Raw genomic sequence first — 14,375 nt, 5'->3', positions numbered from 1 at the left:
TTACTCTCCACCGCCCCGCACGTCTGCCGAACCAACAGGATCTATTTCTTGTGTTGTCAAGTCGAACAGCTCGCCACCTTCCTCCTGGTTGAACAGTTGATAATTTGCCCGATTTTCATTGGTAATCCGTTCCAGATCATCACTATTGCGGATCACCCTTGGGGTAATAAATATCAGCAGACTGGTCTTGGTTTCGTTGGTCGAAGAACTGCGGAACAAGCGGCCGAGAAACGGGATATCGCCGAGCAACGGCACCTTGCTGTTAACCTCGGTCCGGTCGGTTTGAAACATTCCGCCAAGCACCACGGTCTTGCCATCACGAGCAACAATTGAATTGCGCAACATCCGCTTTTTGAAGGTCGGACCGACATCGTCAACCGTGCCGACCGACTGATTGGAAGGCACCAAATCGCTGATTTCCTGAAAAACCTTCAGCCTGACCAGGTTACCCTCAGTGACCTGCGGGGTAAAGCGCAGCGTCAGGGCCACATCCTGCCGTTCGACCGTATTGATCCGTTTGCCATCGTTATCTTTCGTCGTGGAGGAGATGATCGGCACATTGGAGCCAACGACAATCTCCGCCTCTTCGTTGTCGGAAGTCAGCAAACGCGGTGCTGAGAGCACATTGATATCGGTATCGGTTTCCGACAATTGAATCAGGGCGGAAAGGGCCGGAACAGTAATGAGACTGCCATCGGCACCGATCGTAGAGATTGGATTAAACAGGCCACCGAGCAGAATACCGCTGACAGCCCTGCTCAGCAGGGTTGGCGAACTCGAGCCGTCGGAAATGCGATTCAGATCAGTCAGACCGACACTCCCCTTATTCAGGTTACTGGTGCCGAAAACAACACTGTCATTATTGGCATCGGCCCCCATCTGCAGTGAGGCACCGACCTCCAGCAAGGCATCCATGGATAACTCGAGGATCAGAACCTCGACAAAAACCTGCTTGCGCTTGATATCGAGCTGCGCAATCAACTCCTTGACGCCATCGTAATCCTCGGCCGTGGCATTGACAATCAGGGCGTTGGTCGGTTTGTCGGCGGTAATGGTTACACCACCGAACAGCTTGCCCGCAGCGGCCTTCTGCCCAGGGGCCGTTTTGCTCGCACCAGAGAGGATTTTGTTGAGGGTTTCCGACAACCCTTCCGACTCCGCATGTTCCAGGTAATAAACATGCACTCCAGCTCGCGTCAGGTCGGCCCGCTCGTCGAGTTGGGTGACAATTCTCTTTGCTCGGGCAATAAATTTTTGATCACCGAGCAGCATCAACTTGTTGGTTCGGGCGTAAGGAATAATCTGCCCGGGCGCCTTTTTGCCCACTGTTGCCGCTGCCTTGCCGCGACCTGAGGTCGAAACCGGCCCGCCACCTTCGAGAATCTGCATGACGACTGTCGCCGTTTCCTCGGCATCGGAGAAGTAGAGCTGCACAATCTCCATCGCATCACCGTCCCAGGAACGGTCGAGGGAATCAAGAATCCGTACCAGCCGTTCGATATTGGTCGCGCTGTCGGTAATCACCACCGTATTGGTCGCAACATGGGCAACGACGTGGCTGGTCTTGGGCATCAGCGGGCGTAAAATGGTGTCAACAACCACTGCGGCATCCAGATTTTTCAATTCAAGGATGCGGGTAATAAACTGCTCACCAAGCCCACGGCCATCGCTGATCGGCAGATTGGCCTCTTTTGCACTACGGATCGGCACAATTTTATTAACCTGCCCCGATGGGATAATGGTGAAACCCTTAACGTTGAGCACGGTGATAAACAGCTTGTAGGCTTCATCGATGGTCACCGGTCGCGGTGAAAGGATACTCACCTTGCCGCGCACTCCCTCGTCATAAACAAAGTTTTTGCCGGTCAGTTCACTGATCGTGCTGATCATGTCGACCAGTTCAACATTCTGAAAATCAAGGGTAATTTCCACGGCCTGATCCTGACCCTTGGTCTGTGCCCAGGATATCCCGACCAACATCATCAGCACCAGCAGGGCCGAGAGAAAAACTGTTACGCTGCGTTGGATCACCACGCTAAACTCCTATTCAAAACGATACTCAAAATTTTGTTTTTGGCCGTTGCGTACCAAGCCGAGAGAGATATTGTTCGCCTCGCGCAACTGCTGAAAAACCTGCAACGCCTTTTCCGGGCTGTTCAACGCCACCTCATTGATCTCCACCACCAGATCACCAACCTGCAAGCCAATCAACTCGAGCAATGAGCCCTTTTCGATCTCCACCAATTTAAAGCCGATGGTTTTTCCATTCGACAGTTGTGGAATCATGCGTGCAGTCTGCAGCAGGCTGTTCAGGTTGGTACGTGCATTTTTAGCCGCCGCTCGCGATATCCGCCAGCGATTTTCGCCCAAAGCAACAACCTTTTGCCCGCCTACAGCAGCCCCCCCTTTGCGAACCAACTTAGCTTGGGGCTCCTTACGTGATTTGAGCAGCAGCTCACGCCGGACACCACGGTCAGTGACAACAACCATCTGCCGGGTAATCTCAGTGACCACAACCCCGGGGGACAGCTCACTCTGCAAGCCGAACACCCCTGATTTTTGTCCAACCCGAACCAACGCCAGCGAGTTGGCTCCGGCGACAACCGTACCGATCAGCACCATTTCCCCACGTGATTGCACAGGGCTGGCGGTCTGTTCCGCAACCTGCTGCGCAGCCAGATCGATCTGTTCCGCGCTTTGGCCAACAGCCTGTGAATCAAACAAGTTACGATCGAGAATGATCTGAAAGTCAGCTTGCTGCAACGAGCGCGCAACCGGCCGAGCAGCCAACGGTTCTGGCGACAAAAAATCCTCACTGCTCAACAACAGATCGACGCTCTGCCCAGAAAGGCTACCGGCGATAAGTCCTCCGCAAATAGCCAAGATCAGGAGTGAATAATTGAGTAATTTTTGAAGTTCAATCTGCACAGCAACCAACTATTAAACCGGTTAAAATTGATAACAATGTAAAGGGCGATCGAGAGCGACAAAATCACCCAACGCGAACATACGACAGTTCAATCGCGATCAACTCCCCTAGAATGACGTATAATTATACCCAATTTAGCAGAAATTGTTACTTTTTAATATAAATTCAGCTATTTCCATTCGATGGCTTAGAATCGGGCTTATTCCCCCAAAGCAACCTGCCGCAGCTTTTCAAGACCAACCTCATCCAATAACTTACCGAAGCGACACTTCCGCCCGGCCGCAGCAACCCACTCGATGAGGCGCTCCACTGCAGCCAGTGCCTGTTGATCGTCTGGAATATGCTCCAAAAGCCTGCGGCTCAGCCGTGCCTGACTGCCACCATTGCCACCAATCGAAAGGTGCCAGCCGCGCGGTGTGCCGATCAAACCGATGTCCTTAATGCAGGTCTCGGCACAATCGTTCGGACAACCGGAAATGCCCAGCTTAAACTTCCACGGCATCTCCCGGCCATGAAAGCGCCGATCTATCTCCAATCCAACAGCAATCGAATCGCGCAATCCACGCTTACAGCAATCGATTCCCGGACAAATCTTGACACTCCGCACACAAAGCCCGGTGGCGCTGCCTTGCGGCTCATCGAGATCTGCCCAAGCGGCATCGATATCGGCCTCTTCGACACCGATCAAGGTCATCCGTTGCGCACTGGTCAACTTGATCTTCTGCACCTGGTACTTATCGGCGACATCTGCGATTTTGCGCAACTGCGCACTGCTGATCAAACCGGCCGGGGTATGCGGCGTAATGGCATAGGTCTGTCGATCGCGCTGAACGATCGCGCCCTTTTCTTTAATATCCGCTTTCATTGACATCTTTCCATTCCTGCTTATTTGTTAATCGGATTAACGTTGTTTGGCAAAAACCAACATCCCACCATAATGACCGAGCAGTGTTACGCAACCAAGCATTGCCAGGATCAGCAACATAAACAGCCAGGCAGTCCAGCCGCCAGCAACCAGCAGTTGCGGGTTGAGCCAGCGCCAGAGCAGAGCAATAATTCCCAGGACTGACAAGATCGCGGCGAGCACAATTTTTTTCCGGAAGATCGGCGCATTTTCACCACGGTAGTGTTTTCTCCAGTCCCAGATTCCACTGCCGAAGGTCGGTGGGATAGCCAGAACGGAAACCACCAGCAGGTAAAAAAAGGTCGTCTCGAAAGAGCTTTTGCCGCTGAACAGAAACAGGCCCAAAAACAACATCATCGTCGGCAGCAAGGCGTTGGGGAAATGGGCAGATACGGCGTGGGGAACAAAGGTTTCGCGCAGTTCGCGGAATAAACCGCTGCCTGGAGCAGAATCGAGATTCGCTTCTGCCTCGTCAGCGTCCTCCACCAGTTCAAACTTGCTGGCATCGGCCTGACAAAGCGGGCAAAGCAGCGGTGGCTCGTCGCCAGTATGCAGATAACCACAAATGGTACAACGCCATGTCTTTTGCATATATTTTCCCTCCCCGGAATAAGCGCTTTGAATCCGCTCTTGGATTCCTCTATAATCGCAAACTTAACTTGCTATTCAATTTAAAGGGTTAACTTTTTCATTGTAACAATCTGAAGATTTATTCCAATCGATAAATTCCAAAGGAGAGAGAGATGAAAGCAGTTCTGATAGACGAGTTCGGTGCCGCCGAAGTCATGAAAGTCGGCGAGACCGACAAGCCGCAACCAAAAGCCAACGAAGTGTTGATAAAGGTTGTCGCCACCAGCATCAACCGCCCCGACCTGGTGCAACGGATGGGCAACTACCCGGCCCCAGCCGGCGACTCGGAAATCCTCGGGCTGGAAGTGGCCGGAACCATCGCCGAGATCGGTAGCGGTGTGAATAACTGGCAGGTCGGCGATCGCGTCATGGCGTTGGTCGGTGGTGGTGGCTATGCCGAATACGCGGTCGCTTACGATAATCACCTGATGCCGATTCCCGAAAACATGAGCTTCGAAGAGGCCGCTTGCGTCAACGAAAGCTACATCACCGCCTTCCTCAACGTCTTTATGATCGGCGGTCTCGAAGACGGCCAGACGGCGATCCTTCACGGCGGCGGCGGCGGCGTCAATACCGCGGCGGTTCAACTGGCCAAAGCACTGACTCCCAATGCCAAGCTGATCGTTACCGCCCATCCGAGTAAAATGGACCGCGTCAAGGAACTGGGCGTCGATCTGGTGATCGATTTCACCAGCACCCCCGACTTCACCGGCACTATCAAAGAACACACCAACAAAAAAGGGGTCGACCTGATTCTGGACCATGTCGGCGCGAAATATCTGAAGCCGAACATGAACTCCCTCGGCTACAAAGGCAAGTTGGTCGTTATCGGCGTGATCAGCGGCATCAAGGCAGAGTTGAACCTGGCATTGATGATGGTGAAGCGGCAGCAGATTATCGGTTCGGTGCTGCGCAGCCGTCCGGTTGCAGAAAAAGGCGAAATCATCGCCGAATTCACCCGCCGCGCCCTGCCCCGCTTTGCCGATCGGAGCATTGTCCCGATCATCGAAAAGGTCTTTCCACTCGAAGAAGTGGTTGAGTCACACCGGATGATGGAAGCAGACCAGCATTTCGGCAAAATTGTCCTCAAGGTCGCCGACGCCTGATTTCCCTCTGCATAATAGCTGTCAATACAAAGGCCCGTACCGAATCGGTACGGGCCTTTGTGCAACGATACGAACAAGACAGAACCATCTAAAAAACTAGACATACTCGTTCACACAATCAAAACGTTCAAAATAAATACAATCAAACACAGCACTGAATCGGCCGACGACAAGGATATAGAGTCGCACGTTGCACCCAGATAAGAAAAGTGCGAGGTTACCATTTATGCAATTACTGATTATTGTTCCCAAACAGGCCCACAGCACCGGCAATCACATCACCGCCAGTCGCTTTGCCGCCAGACTGCCTGCCCATGGCTGGAACTGCAGCATCATCGAAACTGACCCGCATGACCCAGCAACAATCAACGCGAAGTTAAAAACAAGCCGACCGGACGCGGTCCTGTTGCTCCATGCCTATCGCTCCGGGCAACCCTGGTTACTGGCAGCGGCCCCTAAAGATCTTCCGCTCGCGGTACTGATGACTGGCACTGATTATAATCACGATCTGCAGGTCCCCGCACGCGCCGCAGTCATCGCGCAGATCCAGCAGCGAGCCACTGCCATCATTATCCAGAATCAGCATCTGCTGCAACAATTCCGTCAAAAACAGACAGCCCTCTGCGACAAGTTCAAACTGCTACCGCCCGGTATCCGCCTGGGAGAAGAACCTTACCCATTGCGCGACATCCTGCAACTGCGAACCGACATCCCACTATTCCTGCTGCCGGCCGGCATCCGTCCGGTCAAGGGAAACCTGGAGTTGTTGTTGATGTGCGATCAGCTAAAAGGACACCAAGCTGATTTTCAATTGGCATTCTGTGGCCCAGCCCTGGATGCCAACTACACGGCCAGCTTTCTGACCGCCCTCGAGCAACGCCCCTGGGCGCACTACCTTGGCGAAATCCCCAAAATGGCAATTGCTGCAGCCATGCATCAAGCCGATGTCATTCTCAACAATTCATCGTCCGAAGGGGTTTCCAACGCACTGGTGGAAGCGGCCTCACTCGGTCGGCCGATTCTGGCCAGCGACATCATCGGCAATCGCGCCGTCGTACAGCACGGAAAAAATGGGCTGCTCTATTCGGGGCAGGAACAATTCGTCACGCAGGCGCGGCAATTGAGCAGCGATCAGCAACTGATTAAACAGCTTACGCAACCAAATCCCAGTCGATATTCAGCTGAACGGGAGGGAATGCTGCTGGCAGATATCCTCAACCAGCTATGGGGTGACAAGTGAATCGCGAAGGAAAAGGGAACCGATAACGATGGCTCATTCGAATCTGATTCTGATCGGCATGCCTGGCGCGGGAAAAAGTACCGTCGGTGTCATCCTCGCAAAACGGCTCGGTTATCATTTTATCGATACCGACCTGATCATTCAGGCACAGGAAAAACGTCGCCTGCAACAGATTATCGACGAACAGGGGCTGGACGCTTTTCGCCAGATTGAAGAGCAGATCCTGCTCGGGCTCTACACCGAGCGTTGTGTTATCGCCACCGGTGGCTCAGTTGTCTATAGCAGCGAAGGAATCGCCGCGATCGGCCGCACCGGACAACTACTCTATCTTCAAGTTCCCCTCGAAGAACTGCAGCAGCGGATCGCCGATATGGGGCAGCGCGGATTAGTCATGGGCGAAGGACAAAGCTTTTCCCAGCTCTACGCCGAACGCACCCCTCTCTACGCTGAGTATGCCGACCTGACCATCGGTTGCGACGGCCTCAACGCGGAACAGGTGGCGGCCGCCATCGAAAGGCTCATCGAGCCAGATTGAGAACTACTCTCAAGGGTACTGAATATATTCGGTTAGCTGCTTAATCAAAAATTCTTTTTCCGCTATCGATGCCTTAACCAGGTCACCGATCGACACCAACCCACAGAGAACTCCATTTTCCATAACCGGCAGATGCCGACAGCGCTTTTCGGTCACCAAGGCCATGCATTGATCGACCGAATGACTCGGAGCCACCGTGTAAACAACGTCGGTCATAAATCCACATATTGAGACATCGAGAGAGGAAGACCCATTGGGGATAACTTTTCGGGCATAATCCCGTTCGGAAAAAATTCCGGCCACTCCCCCCTTGGCATCGGTGATAACAACAGCGCCAATATTCGCTTCGGCCATGATCTTTAATGCGTTGATGACCGTCTGCGAATCCTTCACCGTAACGATTTCGGCACCCTTTTCCTGCAGAATTTCCTTGACCGTTTTCATTGTAATCCTCCTGTTTGAACCGCCAGTGCTCGATATTTCAGTCACTTTAAATGTGCTCGAAGATGAAGACAACGCAACCATGGTAATAACCTATGAAGCCAATGTCCAGCAAACGATACACAGAAAAACGGAAAATCCAGACGCTTTTGTCACTAAAAATCAGCTATACTTGTAGGTTCAAAGATGATAGACCGCGAAGAAAAAAAGAAGGATCGAGAATTATGAGTTCAGACGAATTGGACGAATTGACCCACAAAGGAATCGAAGCCGCCGAAAAAGGCTATATCCATTCCGCGCAGGTATTTTTAGGCCAGGTTGCTGAGCATCGCAATACCCCGGAGCTCAACACCTACTTGGCCTATTGCCTGGCCAAGGGGCAAGGGCGGATGCACTCGGCCGCCAAAGTCTGTCGCGAATCGATCAAGCGCGAACCGGGGAATTCACTGCACTATCTTATTCTTGGGCGCATTCTGCTCATGGCGGGAGAAAAAGGCAAAGCGATCGACGCCCTCCGCCTGGGGCTAAAAACCAGCCCCAACCCGAAAATCATTGAAGAACTAAAAAAGCTCGGACTACGAAAGCCGGCCATACTCAAAAGCCTTAAACGTAATCACCCCGTCAATCGCTTGCTCGGCCGGGTTTTCAGTACCTTTGGCCTTCGCTAACTCCCGCCCTGACGGGTTAAAAAACGATCCAACTGGTTGGCAAAGGCCTGCTTGTCTTTACCACTGAAGGAGGACGGCCCACCGGTTTCGACACCGTTGCTGCGCAATTCATCCATAAAATTGCGCACCGACAACCGTTCGCGAATATTGTCTTCGCTAAAAAACTCGCCACGCGGATCAAGGGCATGACCGCCCTTCTCGATGACATCAGCAGCCAAAGGGATATCCGCAGTGACCACTAGGTCACCCGCTTCCAGCAGACGAACAATTTCCTGATCAGCGACATCCGGTCCGGCACCCACCTGCACCCCACGAATCCAGCGAGAAGGCGGAAACGCAATCGCCTTATTCGCCACCAAAGTCAAAATGATGCCGCGCCGCTCGGCAGCACGATAGAGCAATTCCTTGATCGGTCTGGGACAGGCATCGGCATCAATCCAAATCTTCATCTTTTCCCTTTCAAGCAAAATGATCAAACAGACATAAAAATGCCCCCGTAATCGCAACGTCGTAGATAAATACTATATTCAAATGGCGTAAACAATTTTTTTCCTTGAAGAAGATGCATTATATTACCTTTTGAGTCATAATTAGCCTAATTATTACCAACTCTCAAAGGGAGCGACCCATGCTTAAAAAATTATCCGTTCTATTTATTGTCCTGCTGTTCGCTGCACAGGCAACCGTTGCCGCAACCTATCAAATAGACCCCGCGCACACCCAGATCCATTTTACGATCCCCCACCTGATGGTTTTTAAGGTGCGAGGCAACTTCAACGATTTCAGCGGAACGATTGAGGCCGATGGCAGTAACAAAACCCTCAGTGCCGCATCGGCAATAATGCAAGTCACTTCGATCGACACCCGCAATCAGAAACGGGACGATCACCTGCGCAGCGATGACTTCTTTGCCGCTGCAAAACACCCACGGATGTCCTTTGTCAGCCAAAAGGTTACCGGCAGCGGTGACGACATCGTCGTCATTGGCGACCTGACCATCAAAGGGATCACCAAAGAAGTCACTCTGCAGGGTGGTTTCCTCGGTACAGCAATTGACCCCTGGGGCAACCAGCGAGCAGGCTTTGAAGCCACCGGCAAAATCAACCGCCGCGACTTCGGTCTGACCTGGAACAAGGCCCTGGAAACCGGAGGTGTCGTGGTTGGCGACGAAGTGGAAATCGGACTGGAAATAGAGGCGGTGATGAAATAGCAGAAAAAAGATCGGACCGAGCCGGACCTTCTCTGCGCTTCTCTGCCGCCCAAGTAACGGTTCGAGAAAATACCGCCGAGGAAATTATTTAGCATTAGCGGTTTTCGTGGTCTTCCTCTCCTGGTTTTGGCCCGCTGTATCGGCGTACCGATTCCATGAGAGGAAATCACGATGGTGACACTAATTTGGCAGCGCTTTCATTAGCACACCAATCGCCCTAACCTACTGTTCCTAAACGCTTTAAAGCCTTTTTAGCTTGACAATTTCCAAGGGTTTCAGTTAGTGTCCTGACCTGCCTAGGATATCTCCCGAAAGCACATAATTCCCTGCTAGAGAAAGAATTCCATGAAGGTTCTTCTGGTCAATCCACCTAACTGCGGGCGTAGCATCCCTGAGGAAAGCTACGGCATTAATTCACTGAAGCAGATATTTCGGGGCGAGCCTCTGGCGTTGGAAATGCTGGCCGGCAACCTGCCCGGGCAGCAAATCAGCATCCTTGACCTCAAAGTGGAGCCGGATCAGTTTAGCGAGCATTTAGCTTCATTCTCACCGGATCTGGTCTGCTTCACCGCTATGACCTGTGAAGCGAACACCGTCCTGAATTTAGCCACGCAGGTGCGGCAAAGCAGTGCGGCGCAAATTGTGATCGGTGGCAGTCACGCTTCCTGCGATCCTGAATTTTTCAATCAAGAGCAGATTGACTGGATCGTTATCGGCCTCGGCAAGCAAAGTTTGCGCGAACTGGTCGAAGCCTTGGAGACCGGCACACCGCCCATCGTCCCCGGCATTGCGCGTAGTCAACCGGGGACCAAGCTGAGCTGGCAAACGCGAAGATATAACCTCGCGGATCTGTGCTGTTCCAACGCCCCACGCTACGACCTGGTCGAGCATTATCGCCCCCAATACACCCTGCAATCTCTCGGCTTGCAGATGGGTTTGGTCGCAAGTGCCGCCGGCTGCCCCTACGATTGCAACTTCTGTTGCATTGCGCCAATCACAGGCGGCCGCTACCTGACAGCAGAAATCGATACGGTGGTGCGCGACATTCAAACGCTGGAGCAAACCCCGGTTATCCGCCTGGTCGATGCCAACAGTTTCGGCAACCCGACGCATGCGCTGAAACTTGCCGACGCACTGGATAGCGCCGGCATCAAAAAGCAATATTTAGTCGATGTCCGTTCCGATACTGTCGTCCGCCACCCACAACTGCTGCAGCGCTGGCAGGAGGTTGGCCTGCGCGCGGTGGTCATCGGCTTTGAGGAAATTGATGACCGCGCCTTAGGTGGAATGAACAAAGAGAGCAGTGCCGCGACCAACCGAGAAGCGATCCGTATCCTCCACCAACTGGGTCTGACCATCGTCGGTGATTTCATCATCTCGCCGGATTATTCAGAGCAGCAATTTGACCAGCTCGGCAGCTTCGTCTGCGAACAACAAATCGAATTGCCGATGTACACCATTTTAACCCCGCTGCCCGGCACTCAACTGCATCAACAAATGCAATCCCAAATAAGCAATCACGACCTCGATTACTACACCCTGACCAACGCCGTGTTGCCGACCCGACTGGACGAGAAACTCTTCTACCAGCGCTATGCGGACCTGTTGACCGAGGGACATCGTGCCGCAAAGGTGTAAGCAGAATAGGGTTGTTATCTCTCCCTGCCGACCGCCTAGCCTCGCCAACCGACCGGCACCGAACGGCTAGCTCCCGGTTCGGAAAAATCCGCAACCTACGGTTTTCCCTGACTATCTCTCCTCGCCTATGGACAGAAAAACATTTGACAAGCGGAGCGCAAACAGGCAGGTTAACATCTCCCAATCAACCTATAAGGAGATATAAATGTTCAAAGGTACTGCCACAATTTTGTTTTGCCTGAGCTTACTCTTCACCGCTGGTTGTGCAGCCAAGATCAGCGCACCCAAATTATCCGATGGAAATGCTATCACTCTGCATTTTTACTGTGACACAGAAATCACCAACCAAGTCCCGACGGAAAATGCTGTGCAGATCGAAGAGGTTGCGGACTTTATGCAGCGGCACTTTTTAGGCTATGCCTCTAAGTCCGGTTACAACGTCAATATTCTCAAGGACAAATCTTCATTCAAAACGCAGCCGGGGCACTACCTTCTGGCGGTAAAAATTAAAAAATATAATCCCGGCAATAAGGCGCTGAGAGTTATGGTTGGATTTGGCGCCGGAGCGGCATCGATGGACACTCATTATGCGCTCTATGCTGAGGAAGACGCGGCAATCCTCTCCAAAGATGATGGGGTCGGATCGAGTAATCCGAACTGGATTGTGATTCCTGCCAAGTTAAACGAAAAAATGCTGATTGAAGTGACAAAGACCTTGAAAAAACTCAGCTGACTTCTATCGTCAAAAGCGGGGATTAAAAAAATTTACAAAAATACTGTTCGTAGCTATATTAGGTGCTGCCTTGGATAACTAAAAACTAGCTGGGGTAGCCCTTTTTTTTAGCGGATCGACTGCTTAGAACAAAGGCAGATAAACCATCCAAACAAAGGAAAAGTCTTCTACCCAATTCTCCCCAAAACTCAAGCGCGACCCTAAGCCAGGCAAAGCAGAGACAGCAAAGGTTTAAACTCGTATGACCGTTTATATTACTGACATGGCAACGTTTCTGCCTAACGACCCAATAGACAACATCCAGATTGAACAGCTCCTGGGGATGGTAAACCAGCTCCCATCCCGGACCCGCAGGATCATTCTCCGCAATAATAAAATCGAAAACCGTTATTACGCAGTAGATCCAACTACCGGCGCCTTCACCCACACCAATGCTCAGTTGGCCGCCGAAGCGATTCGACGACTCAAACCTCAGGACAACTTCACACCAGCGCAGATCGAATGTCTCTGCTGCGGAACCTCATCGCCCGACCAGCTGATGCCGGGGCATGCCTCAATGGTTCATGGCGAACTGGGCGGAGCCCCCTTAGAAGCAATCAGCACAGCCGGGATCTGTTTGGCCGGAATTTCTGCCCTCAAATACGCATGGATGAATGTTGCCAGCGGTCAAAGCCGCAATGCCGTGGCCACCGGCTCGGAGCTGGCGTCGAGTTTTATGCGTGCGCAGCAAGTGGAAAAGATCTCTGCCGAAAAGAACGCCGCCGTGGAGAACGACCCATCCCTCTCCTTTGAAGAGGACTTTCTCCGCTGGATGCTTTCAGACGGCGCCGGTGCCGCCTATTTGAGCTGCGACCTGCCCACCGATGGCCGGCTGGCCCTGAGAATCGATTGGATGGAGCATCGCTCTTTTGCCCATGAGTTAGAACCCTGTATGTACGCTGGCGCCAACAAACAACCGGACGGTACCCTTCGCGGGTGGCGGCAATATGACAAGTCGGCGGCCATTGAACAGGGGGTTTTTAATGTCAAACAGGATGTTAAACTGCTGAATGCGGAAATCATCAAAACTTCAGCAGACCGGATGCTACCGCACATCATGGACAAGCACGGGCTCAAAGCGCAGCAAATCGACTGGTTTGTCCCCCACTACTCTTCTGACTATTTTCGCAAACCTCTGATGGAGGGGCTGGCAAAGGTCGGCCTGGACATCCCTGAAGAGCGCTGGTTCACGAATCTGCCCAACAAAGGCAATACCGGCTCGGCCTCTTTCTACATCATCCTGGAAGAACTGTTCAAATCTGGACGCTTGAAAAAAGGCGAGAAGCTCCTCTGCTACATTCCTGAAAGCGGCAGGTTCTCCATCTGCTACCTGCAGCTGACTGTTGTCTGATCGCAAAAAAGGCTAGCTACAGCGAGCAAACCCTTTTTTTGTAGTTTCGACAGAGTTTCTCTCCAGCGACATCCGGCTCTGCATCCAGAACGGCAGCTCTCCACATGTGCAGTTAGGCCCGATTCGGATAACCAAACAAATAGGTGTTTTTCAGGGATGTTTTGGGGGACCGACTCTCTCCGATTTCCCAACTATAGGATTCTGAGTTTTTAACGCTCTTGATGATATCGCGCAATTCGTCTTGAGAATAACTTCGAAGGTGGGAGATAGCACTATCCCAGAGGTAGATCAGAGGAACCACCGGTATTAAATAGGAAAACAACAATTTCGATAGCGTTAAACGCGTTCTAAATAGCAGCTTGGTAAATAATTTAAGCGTAAAGATGGGTGTAATTAAGAAATTAAACGCCCGCCGGCCGGTAAATTCGAAGATACAAATGGGCATTTGTTTATCAACCGCATCCTGAAGAATTGACGTGCCCTGGTATTTATCAAAATGATGAAAGCTCGAAAATAGCGTGCGCACCCCTTCCAGGTCGGTATCAATATTTAAGGCATTTACAGGAGAGGATTTATAGCAAAAGATTGGATGCTGATCAGCTATGCCCTTCAATGAGCGTTCATTGGGATACAAGTCAGTTAAGGTAATACGTTCAATAATATCTTCAAAGTCTGAAATTTCACGCGCCAGGTAGTGCCACGGCCCGGTTCCGCCAGAACACAAATCAACCACGTTTTTTGTCTGCGATTGCTGCATAACCCACTGGAATTCTGGAAGAATTGGATCATATACCTTCATATCAAGGATTTGATATTGCAGTGCATCAGTCATCTGGTTGCGCAATAGCTGGGGGAGCCAGCGTTGATCTTCAATTTCGAAGAGTCTCGGCCATTTCATCACAGTGCTCCTGAAAAAGACGCCATTAACCCGCGCGTAACCTTAAAAGATCT

15 protein-coding genes are annotated in these 14,375 nt (G+C 51.8%); 8 read left to right on the top strand and 7 right to left on the bottom strand.

Annotation, left to right across the window (positions count from 1 at the left end):
- The 4 genes from gspD to ACZ5PT_RS08550 form a co-directional block, all read right to left on the bottom strand.
- Positions 1-2,034 (bottom strand): type II secretion system secretin GspD, encoded by a 2,034-nt coding sequence (gspD, locus tag ACZ5PT_RS08565; protein ID WP_464266400.1) that lies wholly within the window; start codon positions 2,032-2,034, stop codon positions 1-3.
- Between the two features lie 9 nt (positions 2,035-2,043).
- A complete protein-coding gene (gene gspC, locus ACZ5PT_RS08560) occupies positions 2,044-2,928 on the bottom strand; it encodes a type II secretion system protein GspC (protein ID WP_464266399.1) in 885 nt (294 codons plus the stop codon).
- 200 nt (positions 2,929-3,128) lie between these two features.
- A complete protein-coding gene (locus ACZ5PT_RS08555) occupies positions 3,129-3,800 on the bottom strand; it encodes an NAD(P)/FAD-dependent oxidoreductase (RefSeq protein ID WP_464266398.1) in 672 nt (223 codons plus the stop codon).
- Between the two features lie 30 nt (positions 3,801-3,830).
- Positions 3,831-4,424: a rubredoxin-like domain-containing protein gene (locus tag ACZ5PT_RS08550; RefSeq protein WP_464266397.1), complete on the bottom strand. Its 594-nt coding sequence runs from the start codon at positions 4,422-4,424 to the stop codon at positions 3,831-3,833.
- A 152-nt stretch (positions 4,425-4,576) separates the two neighbouring features.
- Between ACZ5PT_RS08550 and ACZ5PT_RS08545 the strand changes: the two genes are divergently transcribed.
- From ACZ5PT_RS08545 to ACZ5PT_RS08535, 3 genes are all read left to right on the top strand, one after another.
- Positions 4,577-5,569 carry an NAD(P)H-quinone oxidoreductase gene (locus ACZ5PT_RS08545; protein WP_464266396.1) on the top strand — a complete coding sequence of 331 codons (993 nt, stop codon included), beginning with the start codon at positions 4,577-4,579 and terminating at the stop codon, positions 5,567-5,569.
- A gap of 226 nt (positions 5,570-5,795) precedes the next feature.
- Entirely contained in the window at positions 5,796-6,809 is a 1,014-nt protein-coding gene (locus ACZ5PT_RS08540) for a GPMC system family 4 glycosyltransferase (protein ID WP_464266395.1), read from the top strand.
- Between the two features lie 28 nt (positions 6,810-6,837).
- Entirely contained in the window at positions 6,838-7,344 is a 507-nt protein-coding gene (locus ACZ5PT_RS08535) for a shikimate kinase (protein ID WP_464266394.1), read from the top strand.
- A gap of 9 nt (positions 7,345-7,353) precedes the next feature.
- On the opposite strand, the gene ACZ5PT_RS08530 is transcribed toward ACZ5PT_RS08535, so the two are convergent.
- Positions 7,354-7,788 (bottom strand): CBS domain-containing protein, encoded by a 435-nt coding sequence (locus ACZ5PT_RS08530; protein ID WP_464266393.1) that lies wholly within the window; start codon positions 7,786-7,788, stop codon positions 7,354-7,356.
- A 221-nt stretch (positions 7,789-8,009) separates the two neighbouring features.
- Between ACZ5PT_RS08530 and ACZ5PT_RS08525 the strand changes: the two genes are divergently transcribed.
- Positions 8,010-8,453 (top strand): tetratricopeptide repeat protein, encoded by a 444-nt coding sequence (locus tag ACZ5PT_RS08525; RefSeq protein WP_464266392.1) that lies wholly within the window; start codon positions 8,010-8,012, stop codon positions 8,451-8,453.
- Here ACZ5PT_RS08525 and ACZ5PT_RS08520 read toward each other — a convergent pair.
- Positions 8,450-8,902, bottom strand: a complete 453-nt coding sequence (locus tag ACZ5PT_RS08520) for a YaiI/YqxD family protein (protein WP_464266391.1) — start codon at positions 8,900-8,902, stop codon at positions 8,450-8,452. The genes ACZ5PT_RS08525 and ACZ5PT_RS08520 overlap by 4 nt on opposite strands.
- 179 nt (positions 8,903-9,081) lie before the next feature.
- Here ACZ5PT_RS08520 and ACZ5PT_RS08515 point away from each other — a divergent pair, with 179 nt between their 5' ends.
- From ACZ5PT_RS08515 to ACZ5PT_RS08500, 4 genes are all read left to right on the top strand, one after another.
- Positions 9,082-9,663 (top strand): YceI family protein, encoded by a 582-nt coding sequence (locus tag ACZ5PT_RS08515; RefSeq protein WP_464266390.1) that lies wholly within the window; start codon positions 9,082-9,084, stop codon positions 9,661-9,663.
- Positions 9,664-10,008: 345 nt separating this feature from the next.
- Positions 10,009-11,301 (top strand): B12-binding domain-containing radical SAM protein, encoded by a 1,293-nt coding sequence (locus tag ACZ5PT_RS08510; protein WP_464266389.1) that lies wholly within the window; start codon positions 10,009-10,011, stop codon positions 11,299-11,301.
- 205 nt (positions 11,302-11,506) lie between these two features.
- Positions 11,507-12,034 carry a DUF4410 domain-containing protein gene (locus ACZ5PT_RS08505; RefSeq protein ID WP_464266388.1) on the top strand — a complete coding sequence of 176 codons (528 nt, stop codon included), beginning with the start codon at positions 11,507-11,509 and terminating at the stop codon, positions 12,032-12,034.
- A 241-nt stretch (positions 12,035-12,275) separates the two neighbouring features.
- Entirely contained in the window at positions 12,276-13,424 is a 1,149-nt protein-coding gene (locus tag ACZ5PT_RS08500; RefSeq protein ID WP_464266387.1) for a beta-ketoacyl-ACP synthase III, read from the top strand.
- A gap of 112 nt (positions 13,425-13,536) precedes the next feature.
- On the opposite strand, the gene ACZ5PT_RS08495 is transcribed toward ACZ5PT_RS08500, so the two are convergent.
- Complete coding sequence (locus ACZ5PT_RS08495; protein WP_464266386.1) at positions 13,537-14,322, bottom strand: hypothetical protein; 786 nt, start codon at positions 14,320-14,322, stop codon at positions 13,537-13,539.
- Between the last annotated feature and the right edge of the window lie 53 nt (positions 14,323-14,375).

It is taken from the genome of Desulfuromusa ferrireducens (assembly GCF_055389805.1).
This window is presented reverse-complemented; position numbering and strand designations above follow the sequence as displayed.